We start from the raw sequence: 24,828 nt of genomic DNA on the forward strand, positions 1-24,828 counted from the left end.
AGTCGAGGTCGCTCGATCGCCGGGGGTGGGGTTTACCCCCGGAAGAAGACTCGGCCCTGCACCAGCGCGCCCGACCCCCTGACGACACCAGACTTCTCAACGTACGCACACGACTGTGCGCGCGCCGAAACCGATATAGGAGACATACCGTGACAACCGCAGTAGGCATTCCCAGGCACGAGGGCACGGGAGGCGCTGGAGGGCGTACGGCGGTCGCGGCTCGGGCGCGGCAGGTGGTGAAGGCGTACGGGTCGGGGGAGACCCGGGTCGTCGCCCTCGATCAGGTCGATGTGGACATCGCGCGCGGCCAGTTCACCGCGATCATGGGCCCGTCCGGCTCCGGCAAGTCGACGCTGATGCACTGCCTGGCCGGGCTCGACACGGTCACCAGTGGACAGATCTATCTCGATGACACCGAGATCACCGGGCTGAAGGACAAGAAGCTCACGCAGCTGCGCCGGGACCGGATCGGGTTCATCTTCCAGGCGTTCAACCTGCTGCCCACGCTGAACGCGATAGAGAACATCACGCTGCCGATGGACATCGCCGGCCGCAAGCCGGACCGGCAGTGGCTGGACCGCGTCGTGCAGACCGTCGGGCTCGCCGACCGGCTCAAGCACCGGCCCACCCAGCTCTCCGGCGGCCAGCAGCAGCGCGTCGCCGTGGCCCGCGCGCTCGCCGCCCGGCCCGAGATCATCTTCGGTGACGAGCCGACCGGAAACCTCGACTCCCGTGCCGGAGCAGAGGTGTTGGGCTTCCTGCGGCGCTCCGTGTCCGAGCTCGGCCAGACCATCGTGATGGTCACGCACGACCCGGTGGCGGCGTCGTACGCGGACCGGGTCCTTTACCTCGCCGACGGCCGGATCGTCGACGAGATGTACAACCCGACCGCCGACCAGGTCCTGGACCGCATGAAGGACTTCGACGCCCGGGGCCGTACGTCATGACCGTGCTGAAGACCTCGATGCGCAACTTCTTCGCGCACAAGGGACGGATGGCGCTGAGCGCCGTCGCGGTCCTGCTGTCCGTGGCGTTCGTCTGCGGGACGCTGGTGTTCACGGACACCATGAACACCACCTTCGACAAGCTCTTCGCGGCCACCGCCGCCGATGTGACCGTCAGCCCCAAGGACGCCAAGGGCCTCGGCGCCGAGGAGAACACCGGCAAGCCCGATTCGCTGCCCGCCTCCGCCCTGGAGCAGGCGAAGAAGGCCGAGGGCGTCAAGACCGCCGAGGGCGCCGTGACCAGCGACAAGGTCACGGTCGTCAACTCCGAGAACAAGAACATGGGCTCCAGTAACGGCGCCCCGACGCTGGCCGGCAACTGGACGCGCAACGACCTGCGTTCGATGCAGATCACCTCCGGGCACGCCCCGCGCGGACCCACCGAGGTGATGGTCGACGCCGACACCGCCGAGAAGCACCACCTCAAGATCGGCGACGAGCTGCGCACCATCGCCGTCACCGGCGACCTCACCGCGAAGATCTCCGGCATCGCCACCTTCAAGGTGACCAACCCCGGTGCCGCCGTCGTCTACTTCGACACCGCCACCGCCCAGAAGGAACTCCTGGGCGCCACCGGCCGGTTCACCAACCTCAACGTCAGCGCCGCGTCCGGCGTCGATGACGTACAGCTGAAGAAGAACGTCGCCGACGTCCTCGGCGCAGGCACGTACAAGCTGCAGACGCAGGACGAGGCCGCCGAGGCCAACAAGTCCAACGTCGGCTTCCTCGACATCATGAAGTACGCGATGCTCGGCTTCGCCGGGATCGCCTTCCTCGTCGGCATCTTCCTGATCGTCAACACCTTCTCGATGCTGGTCGCCCAGCGCACCCGCGAGATCGGCCTGATGCGCGCCATCGGGTCGAGCCGCAAGCAGGTCAACCGGTCCGTGCTCGTCGAGGCGCTGATGCTCGGTGTGTTCGGCTCGATCCTCGGGGTCGGGGCGGGCGTCGGGCTCGCGGTCGGGCTGATGAAGCTGATGTCCGGGATGGGCATGGAGCTGTCGCTCGACGACCTCACGGTCAAGTGGACAACTCCCGTGATCGGCATGGCACTTGGTGTCGTCGTCACCGTCCTCGCCGCGTACCTTCCGGCCCGTCGTGCGGGCAAGGTCTCGCCGATGGCCGCGCTGCGGGACGCGGGCACGCCGGCCGACGGCCGGGCCAGTGCGATCCGCGCCCTCATCGGGCTCGTCCTCACCGGCGTCGGCGCCGCCGGGCTCTACCTCGCGGCCACGGCCGACAAGGCGAGCGAGGGCTCGCTGTTCCTCGGCGGCGGCGTGGTGCTCACCCTCATCGGGTTCGTCGTGGTCGGTCCTGTCCTCGCGGGCGGTGTCGTACGCGTCCTCAGCGCGGTCGTGCTGCGGATCTTCGGCCCGGTCGGGCGGATGGCCGAGCGGAACGCGCTGCGCAATCCGCGGCGTACCGGTGCGACCGGCGCGGCCCTGATGATCGGCCTCGCCCTGGTGGCGTGCCTGTCCGTCGTCGGCTCCTCCATGGTGGCCTCGGCGACCGACCAGCTCGACAAGTCGGTCGGCGCGGACTTCATCGTCATGGGCGGCCAGCAGCCGATCGTGCCGCAGGCCCAGGAGGCGCTGCGCAAGGCGGACGGCATCGAGCACTTCACCCGGTACAAGGAGGTGCCGGCGAAGCTGACCTTGCCGAACGGCAAGACGGAGGACGAAGGGATCATCGCCGCCGACCCGACGTACACCCAGGACGTGCGGCGCGAGACCGTCGCCGGTGAACTCCCGGCCGCGTACGGCAAGAACGCCATGTCGGTCGGCGACGACTTCGCGAAGCGCGAGGGCCTGAAGGTCGGGGACGAGCTGAGCGTCGCCTTCGCCGGCGGCAAGACCGCCAAGCTGAAGATCGCGGCCGTCACGTCGGACGACACGTCCATCGACAAGGGCGCGATGTACATGGGCATCCCGACCGCCGAGAGCTATGTCGGGGCCGCGAAGATGCCACCGGACACGATCATGTTCGCGTCGGCGGTCGAGGGCAAGGAGAAGGAGGCGTACGCCTCCCTCAAGAAGTCGGTCGAGAAGTACCCGACGGTCAAGGTCCAGGACCAGACCGACTTCAAGCAGGACCTGAAGGACCAGATCGGCCAGCTGCTCAACATCGTCTACGGGCTCTTGGCGCTGGCGATCATCGTGGCCGTCCTGGGCGTCGTGAACACCCTTGCCCTGTCCGTGGTCGAGCGGACCCGGGAGATCGGGCTGCTGCGGGCGATCGGCCTCTCGCGCCGTCAGCTGCGCCGCATGATCCGCCTGGAGTCGGTGGTCATCGCCCTCTTCGGCGCGCTGCTCGGCCTCGGGCTCGGCATGGCCTGGGGTGCGACCGCGCAGAAGCTGCTCGCCCTTGAGGGGCTGCAGATCCTGGAGATCCCGTGGCCCACGATCGGCTGGGTCTTCGTGGGCTCGGCGTTCGTCGGCCTGTTCGCGGCGCTGGTGCCGGCGTTCCGGGCGGGGCGGATGAACGTGCTGAACGCGATCGCCACGGACTGAGGCGGACCGGCCCAGGGGGGACGGGGTGGGCGGCGGCTCCGGTGGACGTGCTTCACGTCCGCCGGGGCCGCCGCTCAGTTCATGGCTGCTGCAGCTCCATCAGTACGTAGCCGCCGCCGGACCCCGCCATCCGGTACGAGGCGTTCGGATGGAGCTGCTTGGCATAGCCCAGCGGGTCCGGATGGCGGCCGCCGTTCGCGTCCAGGGCGATGAAGCGGGGCGTGACGTCCTTCGTGCCGCCTATCCAGAACACCTGGCAGCGCGAGGTCAGCCGGCTGATGGGCCCTATGTTCGCCTCGACGCTCGCGCCGTCCGGGATCCGGTCCAGGAGCTGCTCGGCGGCCTTCACCTGCTCGCTCACCTTGTACGTCCCGGACTCCAGGACGCCCGACAGCGGCAGCGCGGTCGTCAGGGCGAGCGCCGCCGCGGCGACGGCGGCCGGGAGCTGGGCCGCGTACTTGCGCAGGAACGGGCGCGAGCTGCGGCGCGAGCGGTCGATGGCGTCCACCAGGGCCAGGATCACGATCGGCATGAGGACCGCGCTGTAGTGCCAGTCCTTGCCCCAGTAGTGATCGTCCTGGGAGAGGAAGCGCCAGCCGAGGGTGGGCAGCGCGGCGATCAGGAGCGGCGAGCGCAGGGCGAGCAGGCCCGTGGTGGGGATGAGCAGCCAGCCGAGGGTGCGCAGCTTGACGTCGAACCCGGCGAAGGGGTTCGGGTTGCCGCTGACCTTGTCCCAGTAGCCGTAGTCGCCGGTGGTGTTGAAGGCCGGGATCAGCCAGGTGAACGTGATCAGCGCGGCCACCAGACCGAACGCGGCGACCCCGATCGCCCACGGCACCGCCCGCGGCGCCTGCTTCCAGGCCCGGATGCCCACCACCGCGGCGATCGCGGCGAGCGTGACCCCCAGGTCCTCCTTGACCAGGACAAGGGGCAGCGCCCACAGCAGGGCGGCCCGCCAGCGGCTGAAGAGGATCGCCTCCAGGGAGAAGGCGATCAGCGGCACGGCGAAGGCGATCTCGTGGAAGTCGAACTCGACGGCGCGCTGCAGCCCCCACGACAGTCCGTACGCGACCCCGATCGCGAGCCCCCGGTTCGGCCCGAGCAGCCGGGACGCGGCCCGCGTCACCGGGATGAGGGACACGGCGAACAGCGCGGCCTGCGCGAGCAGCAGCGTCACCGGCGACGGGAAGAGCCGGTAGAGCGGGGCGAGCGTGGCGGTGATCGGGCTGAAGTGGTCGCCCAGTATGTGCGCGCCCGGTCCCTTGAGGTCGGCGATCGGCGCCTGGAAGTGGGCGTAGGCACGGATCGCCTGCTCGAAGATCCCGAGGTCCCACGACATGGAGGCCATGCGCCGCCAGCGGCAGACCGAGATGATCGCGTACCCGACGAAGAAGGCGGCGGCGAGCAGGTAGGGAATGCGTGGCGCGAGCCGGGCGGCCACGGAAGAGTCGGCCTGCGGCCTGACCAGTTCCGGCACGTCCTTGACGGGCGTGGCGAGCTCTGCGCCTGACATCGGTGGATTTGGCCCTTCGGGAGGTGGACGCTTCGGAGGTGGGGGTCCAGTAACGGTAAACCTGATGCGGACTGGGTTCCGTACGGGGGACTCCTGTACGAGGACGCTTCGTAGGCCGCTTTTGGATCCATGGACGGCTCTCCGAATGGCTCCGTGGACCGGTCCGCGGGGCTTTCTCCGGCGCCTGTCAGTGGTGCGACGTAGGCTGGGAACCCCCGGCCCGCCAGGGCCTGTGTCGGAAGTGGCGTCTGCCCCGCGACGCCCGGCACGCACTCTCGCCGCACCGGCCGAAAGCCCAAGTACGTCCAGTACGAGGACTTCCGGCCGGCACGCCGAGAGCACGCACCGGACGCCGCAGGGCCCGCCCTCCGGGCGGACGACGCCACTTCCGACACAGGCCCTGGACGTGTCGGGCCCTTTGCGTTGCCCACGCCGTACGCCCGCTCCCCGCCCGCGTACGCACTGCCTGGACGGAAAAGTCTTCATGAGCCTGCACGGTCTGCTCGATGCCGTCGTCAAGGACGCCGCACTCGCCGAAGCGGTGAAGGCCGCCCAGGACGGCAACCGGATGCACGTGGATCTGGTCGGTCCGCCCGCCGCCCGGCCCTTCGCCGTGGCCGCGCTGGCCCGCGAGGCCAAGCGGACCGTGCTCGCCGTGACCGCGACGGGGCGCGAGGCGGAGGACCTGGCGGCGGCGCTGCGCTCGCTGCTCGACCCGGACACGGTCGCCGAGTACCCGTCCTGGGAGACGCTGCCGCACGAGCGGCTCTCGCCCCGTTCGGACACGGTGGGCCGGCGGCTCGCGGTTCTTCGCCGCCTTGCGCACCCGAGGCCGGACGACCCCGAGACCGGGCCGGTGAGCGTGGTCGTCGCGCCCGTGCGTTCCGTGCTGCAGCCGCAGGTCAAGGGGCTCGGCGACCTGGAGCCGGTGAGCCTCGCCCAGGGCCAGTCGGTGGACCTGAACGAGATCGTGGAGGCCCTTGCGGCGGCCGCGTACGCCCGGGTCGAACTGGTCGAGAAGCGCGGCGAGTTCGCGGTCCGGGGCGGGATCCTGGACGTCTTCCCGCCGACCGAGGAGCACCCCCTCCGCATCGAGTTCTGGGGTGACGAGGTCGAGGAGATCCGTTACTTCAAGGTCGCCGACCAGCGGTCCCTGGAGATCGCCGAGCACGGCCTGTGGGCGCCGCCCTGCCGGGAGCTGCTGCTCACCGATTCCGTACGGGAGAAGGCCGCGGCCCTCGCCGAGGCGCATCCGGAGCTCGGCGAACTGCTCGGGAAGATCGCGGAGGGCATCGCGGTCGAGGGCATGGAGTCCCTGGCCCCGGTCCTGGTCGACGACATGGAGCTGCTGCTCGACGTGCTGCCGAAGGACGCCATGGCGGTCGTCTGCGACCCGGAGCGGGTGCGGACGCGCGCGGCCGACCTGGTGGCCACGAGCCAGGAGTTCCTGCAGGCCAGCTGGGCCGCGACCGCCGGTGGTGGCGAGGCTCCGATCGACGTGGGCGCGGCCTCGCTGCGGGGCATCGCGGACGTCCGGGACCACGCACGGGACCTCGGGATGATGTGGTGGTCGGTCTCGCCGTTCGCCGCCGACGAGGAGCTCGACTCCGACACCTTGAAGCTGGGCATGCACGCCCCGGAGACGTACCGCGGTGACACCGCCCGCGCGCTCGCGGACGCCAAGCAGTGGAACGCCGACGGCTGGCGCACGGTCTTCGTCACCGAGGCGCACGGCCCGGCCGCCCGCACCGTCGAGGTCCTCGGCGGCGAGGGCATCGCCGCCCGGCTCGACAAGGACCTGGCGGAGATCGCGCCGTCCGTCGTGCACGTGGCCTGCGGCTCGATCGACTACGGCTTCGTGGACGCGGCGCTCAAGCTCGCCGTCCTCACCGAGACCGACCTGACCGGCCAGAAGGCGGCCGGCAAGGACGGTCAGCGGATGCCCGCCCGGCGCCGCAAGACCATCGACCCGCTCACCCTGGAGCAGGGCGACTACATCGTGCACGAGCAGCACGGCGTGGGCCGCTACATCGAGATGGTCCAGCGCACCGTGCAGAACGCGACCCGCGAATACCTGGTCGTCGAGTACGCCCCCGCCAAGCGCGGCCAGCCCGGCGACCGGCTCTACATCCCCACCGACCAGCTGGAGCAGATCACCAAGTACGTGGGCGGCGAGGCCCCGACGATGCACCGCCTCGGCGGCGCCGACTGGACCAAGACCAAGGCGCGCGCCAAGAAGGCGGTCAAGGAGATCGCCGCCGACCTGATCAAGCTCTACTCCGCGCGCATGGCGGCCCCCGGCCACACCTTCGGCCCGGACACCCCCTGGCAGCGCGAGCTGGAGGACGCGTTCCCGTACGTGGAGACGCCCGACCAGCTGACCACGATCGCCGAGGTCAAGGAGGACATGGAGAAGTCGGTCCCGATGGACCGCCTGATCTGCGGCGACGTCGGCTACGGCAAGACGGAGATCGCGGTCCGCGCGGCCTTCAAGGCCGTCCAGGACGGCAAGCAGGTCGCCGTCCTGGTGCCGACCACGCTCCTCGTGCAGCAGCACTTCGGGACGTTCACCGAGCGGTACGGCCAATTCCCGGTCGTCGTAAGGGCGTTGAGCCGCTTCCAGAGCGAGGGCGAGTCGAAGGCCACCCTGGAGGGCCTCAAGGACGGCTCGGTCGACATCGTCATCGGCACCCACCGGCTCTTCTCGTCCGAGACCAAGTTCAAGGACCTGGGCCTGGTCATCGTCGACGAGGAGCAGCGGTTCGGCGTCGAGCACAAGGAGCAGCTGAAGAAGCTGCGCGCCAACGTCGACGTACTGACGATGTCCGCCACCCCCATTCCTCGTACGCTCGAAATGGCAGTGACCGGCATCCGCGAGATGTCGACCATCACGACACCGCCGGAGGAGCGGCACCCGGTCCTCACCTTCGTGGGTCCGTACGAGGAGAAGCAGATCGGCGCCGCGATCCGGCGTGAACTCCTGCGTGAGGGCCAGGTCTTCTACATCCACAACCGCGTCGAGTCGATCGACCGCGCGGCCGCCCGGCTCCGGGAGATCGTGCCGGAGGCGCGGATCGCGACCGCCCACGGGCAGATGTCGGAGTCCGCCCTGGAGCAGGTCGTCGTCGACTTCTGGGAGAAGAAGTTCGACGTCCTCGTCTCCACGACGATCGTCGAGTCCGGCATCGACATCTCCAACGCCAATACGCTGATCGTCGAGCGCGGCGACAACTTCGGTCTCTCGCAGCTGCACCAGCTGCGCGGCCGTGTGGGACGAGGCCGCGAGCGCGGTTACGCGTACTTCCTGTACCCGCCGGAGAAGCCGCTCACCGAGACGGCGCACGAGCGGCTCGCGACCATCGCCCAGCACACCGAGATGGGCGCGGGCATGTACGTCGCGATGAAGGACCTGGAGATCCGCGGCGCGGGCAATCTGCTCGGTGGCGAGCAGTCGGGCCACATCGCGGGTGTCGGCTTCGACTTGTACGTACGCATGGTCGGCGAGGCCGTCGCCGACTACCGGGCTCAGCTGGAAGGCGGCGCGGAGGAGGAGCCGCCGCTCGAGGTGAAGATCGAGCTGCCGGTCGACGCGCACGTCCCGCACGACTACGCGCCCGGCGAGCGGCTGCGTCTGCAGGCCTACCGCTCGATCGCCTCCGCCAACACTGAGGAGGACATCAAGGCGGTACGCGAGGAACTGGTCGACCGCTACGGCAAGTTGCCCGAACCGGTCGAGAACCTGCTCCTGGTCGCCGGGCTGCGGATGCTGGCCCGCGCCTGCGAGGTCGGCGAGATCGTGCTGCAGGGCAACAACATCCGGTTCGCGCCCGTCGAGCTGCGCGAGTCCCAGGAGCTGCGACTCAAGCGGCTCTACCCGGGCACGGTCATCAAGCCCACCAGCCACCAGCTCCTGGTGCCGCGCCCGAAGACGGCGAAGGTGGGCGGGAAGCCGGTGGTCGGGCGGGAACTGCTCGGGTGGGTGGGGGAGTTCCTCACCACGATCCTGGGGTCCTGACCGGTCCTCGGGGTCCTGACCTCGGGGTGGCCGCATGCGGTGCGGCCACCCCGAGGGCCTGTCTTCAAACTCCCGTCGTCGCCCGAAGGGCGGCCTTGCGGCGTCTGGTGCGTGCGCTCGGCGTGCCGGGTGGAAGGCTCCGTCGATGGACCGGACGTACTTGGGCTTTCGCCCGGTGCGGCGAGCGTGCGCCCGCTGCGGCAGCAGCTGATGTCACTGCGGCGTCGCGGGGCAGGCGGGAGTTTGAAGACAGGCCCTAGCCGGCGTCAGAGCTCATTCAGGTCCAGCGCGTCCGCCATCGCCTTGTACCCCGCGTCGTTCGGGTGCAGCGCGTCACCCGAGTCGTACGCGGGCAGGATGCGGTCCTCGTGCGCCGGGTCGGCCACCGCGCGGTCGAAGTCGACCACCGCGTCGTACGCGCCCGAGGTGCGGATCCACTTGTTGACGGCGTCCCGCTTGGCCTCGTTCTCGGCGGTGAAGTAGGCCGAGCCCTCGATCGGGGTCAGGGTCGCGCCGATCACCTTGAGGCCCTTGGAGTGCGCCTGGCGGATCAGCTTGCGGTGGCCGTCGATGAGCTGCTGCACGGAGACCTCGGGGGTCGGGCCGCCGGGGAAGTTCTCTCCCCAGGTGGTGCCGCCGATGTCGTTGATGCCCTCCAGGACGATGACCGTGCGTACGCCCCGCTCGTCGAGCACGTCCTCCTTGAACCGGGCGATGCCCTTCTCGCCCGCCCAGACCGTGTCGTTGGTGACCTGGTTGCCGCCGATGCCCTGGTTGAGCACGGCACGCGGCTTCCCGGCGGCGGCCAGCCGCTCGGCGAGCTCGTCGGGGTAGCGGTTGTTCGCGTCGGCGTGGGAGCCCACGCCGTCGGTGATGGAATCGCCGAAGGTCACGATGCCGTTGCCCCGTACGGGCTTTGAGCCGCTGACCTCGACGCCCGAGAGGTAGTACCAGGACGTGCCGGACTCCTTGAACGACGTACCGGCCGCGTCGGAGCGGTGGTCGCCGGACGCGCGGTAGCTGGTGGCCGAGGCGAGGTGGTGGAAGGTCGCGGGCCCGGTCTTCTCCGCCAGATACAGCGTCACGGTCACCGACTCGAAGGCCTTCACCTTGAAGGGCACGCCGTCGCTGAGCGCCTTGCCGCCCGACGGGATCGTCACCGAGTCGTGGCCCTTGCCGAAGGTCAGCTGCCGCACCGAACCCGGCTGTACGGAGGCGCCCTTGGCGGTACGTGCCACCGTCGCGCCGGTGATCTTCAGCGGGGTCTTGCCGTAACGGTTGGACAGCTCGATCCGGGCCTTCGTGCCGCTGTTGGTGACGCGCACCACCTGACGGACGGTGTGGTTGTCGAAGCCCTCCTGCGACCAGTTCGGCGCGAAGGGCGCGGTCGCCGACTGCGGGGAGGCGGCCCAGGCGCCCTGCCAAGTCGGCGCATGGTGCGCCACCTTGGCCGCGGAAGCGTCGGTGACGGACACGGCCAGCAGCGTCGCCGCCGCCACGAATGCGGTACCGGCCAGCCGAACCGAGGCACGCTTGGCAATCATTTTCCCCACCCCTTGCATGTGTTCGATCACTTACGAACATCACTAAGCGTGGGGTGGCCCCGGGCATTCCCGGCCCGGGGAAATTCTTCAGCGTTCCGGCGCGAACAACAGCCCGGTGAGTGCCCGGAAGACGTCCTCGGGGTCCCGGTCGCCCACTGGGCCGTCCAGGTTCCGGCTCAGCAGCAAGGTGGCGAAACCGTGGGCCAGGGACCAGGCGGCGATGCCCGCGAGCCGGGCGTCGTCGCCCCGTTTCGTCTCCTCCAACTCGGCAACCCCTGCGCGTAGTTGCTCACCGGCGCGCTCCCTGGCGGCCACCAGGTCCGGGTCGTCCCCGCGCAGCAGTTCAGGCTGGAACATCACCTGGAAGTGCGCCGGGTGCGCCCTCCCGAACCGCACATAGCGCACCCCTCGTTCGCGCAGCTCGGGCGCGTCCGCGAGGGCCTCGGCGAGCAGGTCGTAGCCCTCCGCCGCGATCGCGGTGAGCAGGCCCGTGCGGTCCTTGAAGTGATGCGCCGGCGCGGCATGCGAGACACCGGCCCGGCGGGCGAGGTCGCGCAGGCTCAGGGCGCCCGGGCCCTCGGCGGCGATGACGTCGAGGGCCGCGGTCAGGACGGCATGGCGGAGATCGCCGTGGTGGTAGGTGCGCTCACTGGTGCGCCGGTTCGTCATGGTCAGCAGATTACGCGGAATCTAGGCATTGACAAGTTCGGCGGGCGCGAGCAATCTAGTCAGTGTCAAGTTCTGGCCCGCGCCAAACGTCCGCAGGCCTCCGACGGCAGAGGAGAGCGTCATGTCCGCAGAGATCGAGCTCGGTCGCGTACGGCACCTGTGGCAGCTCCTGGAGCCGCTGCACGCCGTGCTCTACTACGCCCCGGAGTCCTTCGAGGAGGCGGCCGCGCTCGGCTTCAAGACCGATGAGCGGTGGCCGAGTTACTTCGCCTGGCGGGCCGCGCCACTGGGGGCGGCCGGGCGCGAGCAGGTGGCGTCCGCGTTCTACAGCTTCAACCCGGAGATGGTCGGGGAGTACGTTCCCGCCGCGTGGGACGTCGCGGCTCCCGAGGCCGTCCTCGCCGCCCGCGAACGGGCCGTGGACCGTACCTACCGTGCGCTGTTCGGCGACCGCGTCGGCAGTGCCGAGCTCGCGGAGGCCGCAGCGCTGGCCCGCCGGGCCGCCGAGGCCGCCGTTGTGGCGGGCCGCCCGCTCGCCGCCGCCAATGCGGCCCTGGCCTGGCCGGACGCGCCGCACCTCGTGCTCTGGCGGGCCGCGACGATCCTGCGCGAGCACCGGGGCGACGGCCATCTGGCGGCGACGCTGGTCGCGGGGCTCGACCCGGTGGAGTCGCTGGTGTCCTTCGCGGCGATCGGGGCGGCGCCGGCCGCGACCTTCGAGAGCCGGGGCTGGAGTGCGGCCGCCTGGACCGCGGCGGGTGAACGCCTCGTAGCGCGGGGCCTGTTGGAGAAGGACGGCACTGCGACGGAGGCGGGGCGCGCGCTGCGCGCGGAGGTCGAGCGCCGCACGGACGAGCTTGCGGCGGGGCCCTGGGAGGCGTTGGGCGCGGCCGACATGGCGAAGCTCGCCGATCTGCTGGGGGAGTTCTGGGTCGCGGTGATCGGGTCCGGCCTGCTGCCGGGGACGAACACGCTGGGGATCGGGAAGGTGTGAAGACCCCCCGGGACCCCCGGGAATGGCGTGAGTTGAGAGACGTGCCCTGGGGCCGGTCCGCCGGGAAGGGCCCCAGGACACGAAGAGCCGTCGTCCGCGGCAGGTGCGGTCCGCGGGACGACGGCTCTCTTCTACCGTGGTGGTCCAGTTCCTCCGTAAGGACTGAGAACCGGGGGCAGAGCCCTACTTGGGCTGCTCGCCCTCCTTGTCGATGCCGAGCGCATCCTTCGCCGCGTCCTGGCCCTTGTCGACCTGGTCCTTGAACTTGCCGCCGGTCTTCTCGTCGACCTCGTCGCCGACGTTGTCGATGATTTCCTTGCCCTTGTCCTGGGCCTGGCCCTTGAACTTGTCGAAGATGCCCACCTCGGGGCTCCTTTCGGAGGTGACGGGGCGAATCTGCGCAAAGTGCAGCAACTCACCCATATCCATTTCCGACGATACGCCCGAACGCCCGGCCCCGCTTCTCGGTGCGGGGGCGGGCCCGCGATACGGTCGGTCGCGCCCGCGCCAGGCATGCGGGGGCCGGGCAGGGGAGGGGAAGCGCGCTGTGGAGAAGTCCATGACCGGCGAGGGGGCGGGGACCGCCCGTCTTGCCGAGGGAACCCAACACCCGTCATCGGTGACCGCCCGTCTTACCGAGCGGTCGGTGACCGCCCGCCTTACGACGGTCGCGCTCGCCCTGCTGCTCACGCTGGGTGCGGCCGCCTGCACCGCGGAGTCCGAGCCGGGCGGTGGGGGAGAGGCCGGCCCCGAGGGGAAGCCCGGCTCCGCCCTCGCGGCCGTCGACGGCCTGACGGTCAAGGGGCGTGCGCCCAAGACGGGTTACGACCGGGACCGGTTCGGCAGTCCCTGGGCCGACACCGACTCCAACGGCTGCGGCACCCGCGACGACATCCTCAAGCGCGACCTGGACGACGTCCGCACCGACGGCGACTGCAAGGTCACCGGGGGCACGCTCGCCCCCGACCCGTACAGCGGCCAGGACGTCACGTACGCGCGCGGCCGCAGCAAGGTCGACATCGACCATCTCGTCGCCCTCTCGGACGCCTGGCAGAAGGGCGCGCAGCAGTGGGAGCCGAGCAAGCGCATCGCCTTCGCCAACGACCCGCTGAACCTCCTCGCGGTCGGCGCGACGCCCAACCGCAGCAAGGGGGACGGCGACACCGCGACCTGGCTGCCGCCGGCCAAGGGCTATCGGTGCGCGTATGCGGCCGGGCAGGTCGCGGTGAAGAAGAAGTACGGAGTGTGGGTCACGGCCGCCGAGCAGGCCGCGATGAAGCGGGTGCTCGGCGGGTGCCCCGGACAGCGACTGCCCGGGGCCGGTGACGCGCCCACCGTGGCGCCGCCCCGCTTCCACGCGGGGTGAGCGCCGCCTTCCGCGTGGAGTGAGCGCCGCCTTCCGCGTGGAGTGAGCGCCGCCTTCCGCGTGGAGTGAGCCCCGCCTTCCGCGCGGAGTGGGCCCCGGACCGGATGGGTCAGGCGTCGATCCCTCCGGAGTTGCCGCCCAGCTTGTCCATGTCCAGGACGTCGCCGGTGGGTGCCGTGGTGTCGACCGGCTTGTCGAAGTCGAGGAAGTCGATGGACTCCTGGCCGGGCGCCTCGTTGGTGATGCGCAGCAGGTAGGGCTCGCCCTCCGCGGCGACGTAGATCTTGTAGCGGTCCTTGCCGTCGTTCTCGTGGAGGGTGATCGCCTTCTTGCCGCCTATCGTGGCCGGCTTGCCCTTGCGGGCCATGGAGCGGGCCCCGGTGAACTCCTTGAGCAGCGCGTCGAGATCACAGAAGGACGCCATCTGCTTGGCCTGGCCGCTGGTCGCGTCCGTCTTCACCCAGCGGTCGGCCATCATGTCCACGGCCGCGTCGACCTCGCCCGCGGGCTGGCCCTTGCCGACCTGGCTGCGGATGAACTTCTCGTCGAGCTTCATGTGCAGCGTCTTGCCGTCGTTGATCAGCTCGAGGGACCCCTGGTCCGGCACCGACATCGTGCCCGCGCAGTTGCCCTCGGTGTCGAGGGCCAGGTCCATGTTGATCAGGCCCATCTCGTCGTCGGGGGCCGTGCCCTTGACGCGCAGGGACTTGGCGTCACCGGTCGTCTCCAGGGCCTTGTCGACGATGTCGGGACCCGACTCGCCCGCGAAGGGCGCCTTGGACTCGGCCGGCTTCTTCGAGGCCCCGCCGCCGACCCCGCTCCAGCCGCCCTGGGACTTGTCGTCCTTCTTGCCGTCCCCTCCCGTCGGGTTGCAGGCGGTCAGGGCCAGCGAGGCCGTGATGCAGAGGGCGGCAAGTGTGGTGCGACGCATGAGTGTTCTCCCCCCGGAGAGCGGTAAACGAGCGAGCTTCGCGCTCGCGAGTGGAGCCTATGGGACGGGTATGACAGCGCAGGAGAGGGCCCAACTGTCACTGTGCGGCGGGGTGCGGGCCGTGCGGCGGGCGGTATGCCGGATCAGCCCGTCTTCTTCCAGTCCTTGCAGCCCGTCGTCTTGAAGTACGCGTCCTTCGCGGTGATCGTCACGATCGCGCTCCCGCTGACGTTGTCGTTCGCGGCGATCGAGTCGATGCCGTGCCCGGCGTCCTTCGCGCGCTCCCAGTAGCACATGTCATCGGTGTTCCCCGAGGACTTGTAGGTGCCGGGTGCGATGTCGACGCCCACCTTGAACATGCCGCCGTCGCCCTTGAGCGGGCCGCCGGGCGGCGTGCCCTTCGCCTTCTCGTCGACGGCCGTCCAGTCCTTGCAGCCGGTCGACTTGAAGAGCTTGTCGCCCGCCGCGATCGTCACGTAACTGGTGCCGGACACATTGTCGTTGGCAAGGATCGAGTCGAGCTCGCCCTTGGAGTCCTTGGCGCGCTCCCAGTAGCACATGCCGTCCGTGTTCCCGGTCGTGCGGTACGTCCCCGGCTTGACGTCGCCGCCGACCTGGAAGTCGCCCTCGCCGGCGATCGCGGGCTTCGCCTCCTGCTCCTTCTTCTCCTCGGCCTTCTCGCCGGCCTTCTCCCCGGTCTTGCCGCCGCCCTTCGCGTCCGACTTGGTGCCGGAGTGGGCGGTGTTGTCCTTGCCCTTGTCCTTGTCCCCACTGCCGCCCGCGCCGACCGCGGCGCCGATCACCCCGAGGACGACGATCGCGCCGACCGCGGTGAGCACCTTGTGGCGGGCGATCCAGCTGCGCTTGGGCTGCTGCTGCTGATGCGGGGGCTGGGGCTGCGGTGCACCGAAGGGCTGCTGCGGCGGGTACTGCGAGTACTGGGGCTGCTGCTGCGGCTGCTGCGGGTCCTGCGGGGCGCCGTAACCGTGAGACATGGGAAACCCTTCCGGCTGCGCCGTGGGGTGCGCTGCTGTGACTAGTTGATTCGACCGGGCCTGCTGGCCCGATGGGTCAATAAGAGCAGAGCCTGTGAACCGAGTCAACACAGTTCATAGGAACAGGTGTGTTCACGCGTGTGAGCGGTATGCTGCACCGCACACGCGACGCGCACCGGAACGCGACGAGCGCGGGACACGACCGAGCAGGGAGCCGCCGGGTGCCGGACAACGCGACAGAGGTCACCGCCGCCGGAATCGCCCGGCTCGCCGGGGTCGGACGGGCCGCGGTGAGCAACTGGCGCCGCCGCCACGCGGACTTCCCCAAGCCGGTCGGCGGGACCGAGACCAGCCCCGCCTTCGCCCTCACCGACGTCGAGGACTGGCTGCGCGGCCAGGGCAAGCTCGCCGAGGTGCCGCTGCGCGAGCGGGTCTGGCAGCAGCTGGCGGGGCACCCGGCGGGGCCGGTCACCGCCCTGCTGCACGCGGGCGGCGCGCTGCTCCTCGTGCATGAACGGCCCACCGACTGGCTCGAGTTGAGCGCCGTCTCCGACCGGCGCCTGGCCGAGCTGCTGCCCGGCACCCTCGGCGTCGTCCTCACCCAGCGCTTCGGCCCGGCCGCGCCCGAGCGGGCCGTGCACACCCCCGACCCGGCCGACCTGCTGCCCTCCGTGCCGCTGATGCGCGGATCCGCGGAGCTCGCCGCCGAGTTGGGTGCCCGCCAGACCTTCGAGTTCCTGCTCGGCCGGCACCTCGACGCCAATCCCCGCCAGTACACGCTCACCCCGCCAGGACCCGCCGCCCTCATGGCCGCCCTCGCAGGACCGGCCCGCGCGGTCCTCGACCCCGCCTGCGGCACCGGCGCCCTCCTCAAGGCGGTCGAACCGCGCCCCGACCAGCTCCTGCAGGGCCAGGACGGCGCCCCCGAACTGGCCGCGCTCACCGCCCTGCGGCTCGCCCTCAACACCGACGCGACCGTGCGCACCGCGGCCGCCGACACCCTGCGCGCCGACGCCTTCGAAGGCGTCCGGGCCGACGTCGTGCTCTGCCACCCGCCGTTCAACGAGCGCAACTGGGGACATGACGAGCTGGCCTACGACCCGCGCTGGGAGTACGGCTTCCCGGCCCGTACGGAGTCCGAACTGGCCTGGGTGCAACACGCGTTGGCCCGCCTGCGCGACGGCGGCACGGCCGTCCTGCTGATGCCGCCCGCCGCGGCCTCGCGCCGCTCCGGCCGCCGGATCCGGGCCGACCTGCTCCGCCGCGGCGCGCTGCGCGCCGTCGTCGCGCTCCCGGCGGGCGCCGCCCCGCCCAACAACGTGCCGCTGCACCTGTGGGTCCTGCGCAAGCCGGGCCCCACCACGCGGCCCGCCCCCGAGGTGCTGCTCGTCGACACCGCGGGGTCGGTCCAAGAAGCCGGGTCCGCGCGGGAGAAGCTGCCCTGGCAGACAGTGCAGGCCGCCGTGCTCGACGCCTGGACGCCGTTCGACCGCACCGGCACGGCAGAGGAACAGCCGGGCCTCAGCCGGGCGCTGCCCGTCATCGAGCTGCTCGACGACGACGTGGACCTCGCCCCGGCCCGCCATCTGCCGCCCCCGGCCGCGCCCGGCGGCGGGGCCGAGCTCGCGGACGTACGCGTACGCCTCACCGAGACGCTGCACCTGGCCGCCGGACTCGCGCCCCCGCAGACCGAGTCGGCGCCGCCCGCGCGGTGGCCGCTCACCACGGTCGGCGAACTCGCGCGCGCGGGCGCGCTGACGCTGCGTACGGGCAGCGCCGTCGGCCACGCGCGCGTGCCCGTGCTCACCGACTACGACGTGGTCTCCGGCACCGCACCCTCCGGCGCGCTCCCCGAAGGCGACGCGAGCCAGGAGGACGACGCCCTCCTTACGGATGCCGTCCTCACGGAAGAGGGCGATGTCGTCGTGCCCGTCCTCGGCGGCGGCACTGTCGCGCGCGTGGTCGACGCCGCGACGGCGGGGGCCGTCCTCGGCCGCAACGTCACCCTGCTGCGCCCCGACCGGTCCGCGCTCGACCCCTGGTTCCTGGCCGGCTTCCTGCGCGGCACCGCCAACAACCGCCAGGCCAGCAGCTACGCCTCGACCGCGACCCGACTCGACGTACGCCGTCTGCAGCTGCCCCGCCTGCCGCTCGACCAGCAGCAGCGCTACGGCGCACGCTTCCGCTCGCTCGCGGACTTCGAGGAGGCGCTGCGGCAGGCGGCCGTGCTCGGGGAACAGCTGGTGCAGGGGACGTACGACGGCCTGACGGACGGAACCCTGCAGCCCGGGTGAGCGCCCACTGACCCCTTCGAGCCACCGGAACATCCTCTTCCGGATAACCGGCAGGTCAGCGATCCACTGCAACCCTGGACCGCTTGTCGGCGTCGCTGTATACGCTCGACCCTGCACACGCCCGTTCGGTTCCCCAGGAGCAGCCCCATGTACGGCCACGCGTATGGCCCGTCGAAGCCTCAGCGCCCCTCTGACGGCGTGCTCATCGCGCTGCGTGTGCTCTTCGTGCTGCTGGCGATGTTCACCTGCGGGATCCTCGCCTGGGCCCCGCTCCTGCGCCTCGCGATCCTGACCCGCAAGACACGCGACTGGATCGCCATGGCCGTGAGCATGGTGGTCGGCATCGGCTCGCTTATCATGCTCGGCGCGGAACCCACCGAGGAGGTCGACACCGCCCAGGAGTGGATAGGCACCTTCGGTGTCCTCCTCACGATGGTCGGGGTCACCGTCTACTACCTGACCATGGAAATCCGCCACTTCCAGCAGCCGACCGGCTACCCCGGCTACCCGCAGCCGCAGCAACAGCCCCACCCCGGACCCGCGTACGGCTACCCGCAGGCGCCGCAGCAGCAGATGCCGCAGCAGCAGATGCAGCAGATGACCCAGTCGCAGCTCCCGCAGCAGATGCCCCCGACGCCCCGGCACATACCGAACCCGGCCCCGGCCCCGGCACCCACGCCGCCGCCCGGCCCCGCCCGCATCGACCAGGTGCGCGCAGAACTGGACGAGTTGAGCAGCTTCCTGCGCAAGCAGGAGCCGCAGGACCGGCCCCCGCAGGACCATCGGCCCGAGGGTGATCGGTGAGCGGGAGCGGACGCGTCGTCGCCGACCGCTATGAACTGTCCACGCTCATCGGGCAGGGCGGCATGGGCCAGGTCTGGACGGGCTACGACCAGCGCCTCGACCGCCGCGTCGCCGTCAAGCTGCTCCGCCCCGACCGCGTCGCCGGCCACGAGGCCGAGGAGCTGCGCCGCCGCTTCGTGCGCGAGTGCCGCGTCACCGCGCAGGTGGACCACCCCGGCCTGGTCACCGTGCACGACGCGGGCAGCGACACGGGCGAGCACGGCGACCTCTACCTCGTCATGCAGTACGTCGACGGCTCCGACCTCGCCGACCACATAGCCGAGCACGACCCCTACCCCTGGCCCTGGGCCGTCGCGGTCGCCGCCCAGCTGTGCTCCGTGCTCTCCGCCGTGCACGCGGTGCCGATCGTGCACCGCGACCTCAAGCCGCGGAACGTCATGGTCAAGCCGGACGGCACCCTCACCGTGCTCGACCTCGGCGTCGCCTCCGTACTCGACTCCGACACCACCCGCCTCACCCACACCGGCTCACCCATCGGCAGCCCCGCGTACATGGCGCCCGAGCAGGCGATGGGCGGCGCGGTCGGTCCGTACACCGATCTCTACGCACTCGGCGTACTCCTCTACGAACTCCTCAGCGGCAACGTCCCGTTCGCGGGCACCACCGTCCTCGGCGTGCTCCACCGCCACCTCTACGAGCCGCCGCTCCCGGTCCGCCAGGTGCGCCCCGAGATCCCCGAACCCCTCGAAGCCCTCGTCCTGCGCCTGCTCGCCAAGGACCCGCAGCACCGCCCCGCCTCCGCGCAAGAGGTGTACGAGGCGTTGCTTCCCCTGCTGCCCGCGCGCGGCGCCCCCGTCGGACCGCTCGACCCGACCCGGCCCTTCCTGCGCCCCGGCGCCCCCTGGCCGGACCGCGCGGTGACCCCCGCCGCGCAGCCCACCCAGCAGGTGGAAGAGCCCCGCCAGGACGTCGCGCAGGCCGTCGACGACGTCAAGCGCCTGCTCGGCGAGGGCCGCATCACCCAGGCCGTCGACCTGCTCGGCGCGATCCTGCCCGCCGCCGCGCAGCAGCACGGCGAGCACTCGCCGGTCGTGCGCACCCTGCGCAAGCAGTACGCCGCCACGCTCATGGACGACGGCCAGTACCGCCGCGCCCTGCCCGAGCTGCGCCGCCTCGCCGACCAGCGCGCCGCAGAGACCGGCCAGGCCGACCCGGACTCGCTGCGCTTCCGCTACGAGGCCGCGCAGTGCCTGGAACAGCTCGGCGAACCCGCGGCCGCGCTCGCCGAATACCGCTCCCTGCTCCCGTACTTCGAGAACCAGTACGTGGGCGGCGACCCCGAGACCGCCCTCGAACTGCGCCGCCGAATAGGCCACTTGCTGCTCGCCCTCGGCGACCGGGCCGCGGCCCACGACACCCTGGCGCGGCTGCTCTACGACGCCGAACTCCGCCACGGCCCGGCCCACCCGTTGCCCGGCGAGATCCGGCGGACGCTGCACTGGCTGGGGCAGGTCCGGGGCTGATCCGGGGTTCGGGCCCGGGCCCGGCGCCACGAGGAGGAACGTTTCCAGCAGGGCCCGAGTGGAGGCGTACCCCCAACTGACCCCGAATCGTTGGTCGAATCAGTGGCCGAAGCCGCCGCCACTGCCTAACATCGATCACCGCAAGGCCCGCTTGTGCAATGCCGCACAATCTCGCCTCCGGGAGGCCACTTTGCACCGCCGTCGCACCGCGCTCGCCGTCTCCGCCGCCCTGCTCGCCGCGGCCCCGCTCCTCACCGCGTGCGGAAACGACGCGCATCCCGGTGCCGCAGCCGTGGTCGGCGGCGACCGCATCACGGTCGCGCAGCTGCAGTCCCGGGTCGGCGAGGTCCGCGCGGCCCAGCAGAGCGCCACCGCCAAGTCCGGCCAGTACGAGCAGGCGGTCGAGAAGACCGGCAGCCTCACTCGCGACACGCTCCAGTCGATGGTCCTCGACAAGGTCCTGCACCGCGCGGCGACCGACGCGGGAGTCACCGTGAGCCGCAAGGAGTTCCAGGACCTGCGCGCCAAGCTGGAGACCCAGGCGGGCGGCGCCAAGGCCCTGGAGATGGGCTGGCTGCAGCAGTACAGCATCCCGCCGAGCCGCATCGACGACAGCCTCCGTACGGAGATCGAGGCCCAGAAGCTCTACGAGAAGCTGGGCGTCGACCCGTCCTCGGACGAGGGCCAGGCCGCGTTCTGGAGCGCGCTCTCGAAGGCGTCGAAGGCACTGAAGATCGACGTAAACCCGCGCTACGGCAAGTGGGACGTGACGAAGAGCCAGCGGGCCGACGCGACGACGCCCTGGATCCGGGAGGATTCGGCGGCGGCTCGCAAGCAGGCCTAGCTCCTCGTTCGGCGTCTCTCTTCAGCCCGTCAGGCGTCGCTCTTCAGCCCGTCCGGCGTTTGAGGACAGTCTTTTGAAGCCGGCGGCAGCCTTTAGGGAAGGGGCGGGGCGGGGAGAAAAACACCGCCCCGCAAGCCCCGCCCCACCGGCAGGTTAAGTTCGAGGGGTGAACGCAAACGCCCCGGGCCGCATCGTCCTGCTCACCACAAGCCACCGCGTGGCCCCCGGCCTCCTCTCCTGGCCCGCCTGGCAGGCCCTGCGCGACGCCGACCGCGTCGTCTGCGCAGACCCGGACCACCCCCAGCTGCCCTACCTCCGCGAGGCCGGCGTCACCGTCGAGGAGGCCGCGCCGAGCGCCGACGAGCTGGTCGAGGCCTGCGTGGGCGGGCACACGGTCGTCGTCGTGGCCACCGGCGAGGGCGAGCCCCGCCTGACCGACGGACTGGCCCGCCTTGCCGGTTCGGGGCGCGTACAGATGCCCGACCTGGAGCTGCTGCCCGCCTCCTACGACCTGCCCGGCGCCCGCCTCCTCGACCTCGTCCAGGTCATGGACCGGATCCGCCGCGAGTGCCCCTGGTCCTCGCAGCAGACCCACAAGGGGCTCGCCAAGTACGGCATCGAGGAGGCGTACGAACTCGTCGAGGCCATCGAGACGGACGACCGGCACGAACTGCGGGAAGAACTCGGCGACGTACTCCTCCAAGTCGTCTTCCACGCGCGGATCGCGGAGGAGGGCGGTCCGGAAGAGGAGGACGAGCCCTTCTCCATCGACGACGTCGCGGGCGGCATCGTCACCAAGCTCATCCACCGCCACCCGCACGTCTTCGGCGACGACACCGCGCAGACCCCGGAGGACGTCAAGGCGCACTGGATGCGCACCAAGGCCGAGGAGAAGCAGCGCGATTCGCTGACCGAGGGCGTTCCGCTCGGCCAGCCCTCCCTCGCACTCACCGCCAAGCTCGCCTCGCGCGTGCGGACGGCGGGCCTCGATGTGGCGCTGCCGGTGGGCGAGGGCATCGGGTACGAGCTGCTCGCTCTCGCGGTACGCGCCGAGGCGGCAGGCAGAGACCCGGAGACCGCGCTGCGGGCCGCGGCGCGCGCGTACCGGGACGCGATCCTGGCCGCGGAGGGCCAGGCGTGACCACCCCGCAGGCAGCGCAGGGGCCCCAACCGGAGCTCTTCTCCTGGGAGTTCGCCACCGACCCCTACCCCGCCTACGCCTGGCTGCGCGAGCACGCCCCCGTGCACCGCACCCAGCTGCCCAGCGGCGTCGAGGCCTGGCTCGTCACCCGGTACGCGGACGCCCGCCAGGCCCTCGCCGACCAGCGGCTCTCGAAGAACCCCGCCCATCACGACGAGCCCGCCCACGCCAAGGGCAAGACCGGAATTCCGGGCGAGCGCAAGGCCGAGCTGATGACGCATCTGCTCAATATCGATCCGCCGGACCACACAAGGCTGCGCAGGCTCGTGTCGAAGGCGTTCACCCCGCGCCGGGTTGCCGAATTTGCGCCGCGCGTACAGGAACTCACCGATCAACTCATCGATGGATTCGCGGAGAAGGGGGAAGCGGATCTCATCCATGAATTCGCCTTCCCTCTCCCCATTTACGCGATCTGCGATCTGCTCGGCGTTCCGCGCGAGGACCAGGACGACTTCCGGGACTGGGCGGGAATGATGATCCGCCACGGGGGCGGGCCGCGGGGCGGCGTCGCGCGCTCTGTGAAGAAGATGCGCGGATATCTCGCCGAGCTCATTCACCGGAAAAGGGAGGATCCCGGCGAGGATCTGATTTCCGGCCTCATCCGGGCAAGCGACCACGGCGAGCACCTGACGGAGAACGAGGCCGCCGCGATGGCCTTCATCCTGCTGTTCGCGGGTTTCGAGACCACCGTCAACCTGATCGGCAACGGTACGTATCAGCTGCTGCGGCACCCGGAGCAGCGGGCCCGGCTGCAGCAGTCCCTGGCGGCCGGGGAGACCTCTCTCCTGGAGACCGGGATCGAGGAACTCCTGCGCTACGACGGGCCCGTCGAGCTCGCCACCTGGCGCTTCGCCACCGAGGAGCTGGACATCGGCGGACAGCGGATCGGGGCCGGCGACCCGGTGCTCGTGGTGCTCGCCGCCGCCGACCGGGACCCCGCGCGGTTCGACGGACCCGACACCCTGGACCTGGCCCGCCGGGACAACCAGCACCTGGGCTACGGGCACGGCATCCACTACTGCCTGGGCGCCCCGCTTGCCCGACTTGAGGGGCAAGCGGCGATTTCCACGCTGCTGCGCCGACTGCCGGATCTGCAACTTGCGGGAGATCCAGGCGATTTGAGGTGGCGGGGCGGGCTCATTATGCGCGGACTTCGCACGCTTCCGGTCGAGTTCACCCCGGAGCTGCGGCAGTCGGACGGCTGATTACTGCCTGACGGTCCGTCAACTCTGTGACTTTCACGTGATCTCCGCTGCATCGACTTGTGACAAGCGTTCGAGTCTCGCTACGTTCGCTGTCTGCTCAGCTGTCACCGCTGTCCCTCGAAAGGCAGTCGCATGCTCACCGGCAACGGTCGTCACCGACGTCCCCGCCAGGCTCCCGCCCTCCTCGTCGCGGCGGGAGTGACCGGATCGGCGGTCGCCATCCCGCTGCTCGGCGCCACCAGCGCCAGTGCCGCGGACGGGGCCACCTGGGACCGCCTCGCCGCGTGCGAGAGCGGCGGCGTGTGGAGCGCCGACATGGGCAACGGGTATTACGGCGGGCTGCAGTTCTCGCAGGAGACCTGGGAGGCCTTCGGCGGTCTCGACCACGCGCCGCGCGCCGACCTGGCCAGCCGCAGCGAGCAGATAGCCGTCGCCGAGAAGGTGCTCGCGGCGCAGGGCAAGGACGCCTGGCCGACCTGCGCGCCGATCGCGGGGCTCACGCCCTCGGACGAGGCGTCCCCGACTCCTTCACCGTCCACGGAGTCCCCGGCGCCGTCGGAATCGGCGGATCCCTCGGGCGAGCCGACCGACACGCCCAGCGAGTCGGGAGACAAGAATCACGACAAGGGCGAAGAGGGCAAGGAAGGCGAAGAGGGGGAATCGGGCGAATCGGGCAAGGGTGATAACTCCGGTCAGGATGTGACGCCTTCGCCCACCGAGTCCGCCACCCCGTCCCCCGACCCCTCCCCGTCGACCCCCTCCGAAGGCGGCGGCCGGCACCGCGGCGACCGCGCCGACGAAGGCGCGTCCGGCGACAAGTCCGGCGACGAGTCCGACGGCCGGCACGCCTCCCGCGGCGACTCGCGCGACGACGCCGAGGGGGCGTACGAAGTGCGCCCGGGGGACAACCTCTGGGCCATCGCCGACAGTCACGACATCGAGGGCGGCTGGCCGGCCCTCTACGCCGACAACGAGCAAGTCGTCGGCGCCGACCCGAACCTCATCCTCCCTGGCCAAAGCCTCGATCTCGGGGAAAAGCAACGGTAGTTGCGGCGGCGGTTCATTGCTGAATGTCCGTAATAAAGAGACATCGGGGTCGATGAGAGATGGGTCTCATCGACCCCGATCGTCTTTGTATTTCCGGGGATCGCATGTTTACGGTCGTGACCGCTCGCCACTCGCGGGCCCCGAAGCCGTCACGCCGAATCCTGCCGACGGCCGCAGGGAACAGTCGACGCGTAAAGCGCCGTAGGCAGGAGCGGGGGACCCAAGGTTTGCGCCGGGTCCGGTTGTTGAGAAATAGCCGGCTCGGCTTGGGGTGAAGTCGCGAATGCGTTCCGTACGTATCCGCGACCGGGCAACTCACTTGGCCCGAACCCGACAGCTCACCTCGTAGGCGTCGGTGAGGGGATCACT

Annotated in this window: 18 protein-coding genes and 1 riboswitch; of the genes, 12 read left to right on the plus strand and 6 right to left on the minus strand. The window is 70.8% G+C overall.

All coding sequences use genetic code 11. The features are described from left to right. Positions 1 to 149: 149 nt before the first annotated feature. Together OG430_RS28895 and OG430_RS28900 are read left to right on the plus strand one after the other, a co-directional pair. Positions 150 to 947, plus strand: a complete 798-nt coding sequence (locus OG430_RS28895; RefSeq protein WP_327355539.1) for an ABC transporter ATP-binding protein — start codon at positions 150 to 152, stop codon at positions 945 to 947. After that, complete coding sequence (locus tag OG430_RS28900) at positions 944 to 3,514, plus strand: ABC transporter permease (RefSeq protein ID WP_327355540.1); 2,571 nt, start codon at positions 944 to 946, stop codon at positions 3,512 to 3,514. Before OG430_RS28895 ends, OG430_RS28900 begins: the two co-directional genes overlap by 4 nt. Positions 3,515 to 3,593: 79 nt before the next feature. Here OG430_RS28900 and OG430_RS28905 read toward each other — a convergent pair whose 3' ends face one another. Continuing rightward, a complete protein-coding gene (locus OG430_RS28905) occupies positions 3,594 to 5,027 on the minus strand; it encodes a DUF2079 domain-containing protein (RefSeq protein ID WP_327355541.1) in 1,434 nt (477 codons plus the stop codon). Positions 5,028 to 5,511: 484 nt separating this feature from the next. Here OG430_RS28905 and mfd point away from each other — a divergent pair, with 484 nt between their 5' ends. Then, the gene (mfd, locus tag OG430_RS28910; RefSeq protein ID WP_327355542.1) at positions 5,512 to 9,042 is read left to right on the plus strand and encodes a transcription-repair coupling factor; all 3,531 of its coding nucleotides are present in this window, start codon (positions 5,512 to 5,514) and stop codon (positions 9,040 to 9,042) included. A 266-nt stretch (positions 9,043 to 9,308) separates the two neighbouring features. Here the strand turns inward: mfd and OG430_RS28915 are convergent, their stop codons facing one another. Both OG430_RS28915 and OG430_RS28920 read right to left on the minus strand, forming a co-directional pair. After that, on the minus strand, positions 9,309 to 10,586 hold the full coding sequence (locus OG430_RS28915) for an SGNH/GDSL hydrolase family protein (protein WP_327355543.1): 1,278 nt from the start codon (positions 10,584 to 10,586) through the stop codon (positions 9,309 to 9,311). Between the two features lie 87 nt (positions 10,587 to 10,673). Next, positions 10,674 to 11,255, minus strand: coding sequence for a TetR/AcrR family transcriptional regulator (locus tag OG430_RS28920; protein ID WP_327355544.1), 582 nt, complete (start codon positions 11,253 to 11,255; stop codon positions 10,674 to 10,676). Positions 11,256 to 11,376: 121 nt separating this feature from the next. Here OG430_RS28920 and OG430_RS28925 point away from each other — a divergent pair, with 121 nt between their 5' ends. Beyond that, positions 11,377 to 12,249, plus strand: a complete 873-nt coding sequence (locus OG430_RS28925; protein ID WP_327355545.1) for an SCO6745 family protein — start codon at positions 11,377 to 11,379, stop codon at positions 12,247 to 12,249. A gap of 183 nt (positions 12,250 to 12,432) precedes the next feature. Here OG430_RS28925 and OG430_RS28930 read toward each other — a convergent pair whose 3' ends face one another. Further along, entirely contained in the window at positions 12,433 to 12,612 is a 180-nt protein-coding gene (locus tag OG430_RS28930; RefSeq protein WP_327355546.1) for an antitoxin, read from the minus strand. A 196-nt stretch (positions 12,613 to 12,808) separates the two neighbouring features. On the opposite strand from OG430_RS28930, the gene OG430_RS28935 reads away from it, so the two are divergent. Further along, complete coding sequence (locus tag OG430_RS28935; protein ID WP_327355547.1) at positions 12,809 to 13,615, plus strand: HNH endonuclease family protein; 807 nt, start codon at positions 12,809 to 12,811, stop codon at positions 13,613 to 13,615. A gap of 109 nt (positions 13,616 to 13,724) precedes the next feature. On the opposite strand, the gene OG430_RS28940 is transcribed toward OG430_RS28935, so the two are convergent. Together OG430_RS28940 and OG430_RS28945 are read right to left on the minus strand one after the other, a co-directional pair. Beyond that, positions 13,725 to 14,546 carry a hypothetical protein gene (locus OG430_RS28940; RefSeq protein ID WP_327355548.1) on the minus strand — a complete coding sequence of 274 codons (822 nt, stop codon included), beginning with the start codon at positions 14,544 to 14,546 and terminating at the stop codon, positions 13,725 to 13,727. Positions 14,547 to 14,689: 143 nt separating this feature from the next. Further along, positions 14,690 to 15,541, minus strand: a complete 852-nt coding sequence (locus OG430_RS28945; RefSeq protein ID WP_327355549.1) for a hypothetical protein — start codon at positions 15,539 to 15,541, stop codon at positions 14,690 to 14,692. Positions 15,542 to 15,762: 221 nt separating this feature from the next. On the opposite strand from OG430_RS28945, the gene OG430_RS28950 reads away from it, so the two are divergent. The 7 genes from OG430_RS28950 to OG430_RS28980 all read left to right on the plus strand — a co-directional run bounded on the left by OG430_RS28950 (position 15,763) and on the right by OG430_RS28980 (position 24,459). Beyond that, positions 15,763 to 17,835 carry an N-6 DNA methylase gene (locus OG430_RS28950; RefSeq protein WP_327355550.1) on the plus strand — a complete coding sequence of 691 codons (2,073 nt, stop codon included), beginning with the start codon at positions 15,763 to 15,765 and terminating at the stop codon, positions 17,833 to 17,835. Between the two features lie 147 nt (positions 17,836 to 17,982). Further along, positions 17,983 to 18,639 (plus strand): hypothetical protein, encoded by a 657-nt coding sequence (locus OG430_RS28955; RefSeq protein ID WP_327355551.1) that lies wholly within the window; start codon positions 17,983 to 17,985, stop codon positions 18,637 to 18,639. Continuing rightward, the gene (locus OG430_RS28960; RefSeq protein WP_327355552.1) at positions 18,636 to 20,162 is read left to right on the plus strand and encodes a serine/threonine-protein kinase; all 1,527 of its coding nucleotides are present in this window, start codon (positions 18,636 to 18,638) and stop codon (positions 20,160 to 20,162) included. The genes OG430_RS28955 and OG430_RS28960 overlap by 4 nt, the downstream gene beginning before the upstream one ends. A gap of 190 nt (positions 20,163 to 20,352) precedes the next feature. Beyond that, the gene (locus tag OG430_RS28965; protein WP_327355553.1) at positions 20,353 to 21,006 is read left to right on the plus strand and encodes a SurA N-terminal domain-containing protein; all 654 of its coding nucleotides are present in this window, start codon (positions 20,353 to 20,355) and stop codon (positions 21,004 to 21,006) included. 166 nt (positions 21,007 to 21,172) lie between these two features. Beyond that, positions 21,173 to 22,147 (plus strand): nucleoside triphosphate pyrophosphohydrolase, encoded by a 975-nt coding sequence (locus OG430_RS28970; protein ID WP_327355554.1) that lies wholly within the window; start codon positions 21,173 to 21,175, stop codon positions 22,145 to 22,147. Further along, a complete protein-coding gene (locus OG430_RS28975; RefSeq protein ID WP_327355555.1) occupies positions 22,144 to 23,412 on the plus strand; it encodes a cytochrome P450 family protein in 1,269 nt (422 codons plus the stop codon). Before OG430_RS28970 ends, OG430_RS28975 begins: the two co-directional genes overlap by 4 nt. 132 nt (positions 23,413 to 23,544) lie before the next feature. Beyond that, positions 23,545 to 24,459 carry a transglycosylase family protein gene (locus OG430_RS28980; protein ID WP_327355556.1) on the plus strand — a complete coding sequence of 305 codons (915 nt, stop codon included), beginning with the start codon at positions 23,545 to 23,547 and terminating at the stop codon, positions 24,457 to 24,459. Positions 24,460 to 24,646: 187 nt separating this feature from the next. Next, positions 24,647 to 24,826: riboswitch (cyclic di-AMP (ydaO/yuaA leader) on the plus strand. Positions 24,827 to 24,828: the final 2 nt, after the last annotated feature.

It is taken from the genome of Streptomyces sp. NBC_01304 (assembly GCF_035975855.1).
Classification (GTDB): Bacteria; Actinomycetota; Actinomycetes; order Streptomycetales; family Streptomycetaceae; genus Streptomyces.

Bases quoted from the DNA above. Each gene is read 5' to 3' on its own strand.
- OG430_RS28915 (WP_327355543.1), bottom strand. From the start codon at position 10,586: ATGATTGCCAAGCGTGCCTCGGTTCGGCTGGCCGGTACCGCATTCGTG.
- OG430_RS28945 (WP_327355549.1), bottom strand. From the start codon at position 15,541: ATGTCTCACGGTTACGGCGCCCCGCAGGACCCGCAGCAGCCGCAGCAG.
- OG430_RS28905 (WP_327355541.1), bottom strand. From the start codon at position 5,027: ATGTCAGGCGCAGAGCTCGCCACGCCCGTCAAGGACGTGCCGGAACTG.
- OG430_RS28920 (WP_327355544.1), bottom strand. From the start codon at position 11,255: ATGACGAACCGGCGCACCAGTGAGCGCACCTACCACCACGGCGATCTC.
- mfd (WP_327355542.1), top strand. From the start codon at position 5,512: ATGAGCCTGCACGGTCTGCTCGATGCCGTCGTCAAGGACGCCGCACTC.
- OG430_RS28900 (WP_327355540.1), top strand. From the start codon at position 944: ATGACCGTGCTGAAGACCTCGATGCGCAACTTCTTCGCGCACAAGGGA.
- OG430_RS28980 (WP_327355556.1), top strand. From the start codon at position 23,545: ATGCTCACCGGCAACGGTCGTCACCGACGTCCCCGCCAGGCTCCCGCC.
- OG430_RS28925 (WP_327355545.1), top strand. From the start codon at position 11,377: ATGTCCGCAGAGATCGAGCTCGGTCGCGTACGGCACCTGTGGCAGCTC.
- OG430_RS28955 (WP_327355551.1), top strand. From the start codon at position 17,983: ATGTACGGCCACGCGTATGGCCCGTCGAAGCCTCAGCGCCCCTCTGAC.
- OG430_RS28940 (WP_327355548.1), bottom strand. From the start codon at position 14,546: ATGCGTCGCACCACACTTGCCGCCCTCTGCATCACGGCCTCGCTGGCC.
- OG430_RS28935 (WP_327355547.1), top strand. From the start codon at position 12,809: ATGACCGGCGAGGGGGCGGGGACCGCCCGTCTTGCCGAGGGAACCCAA.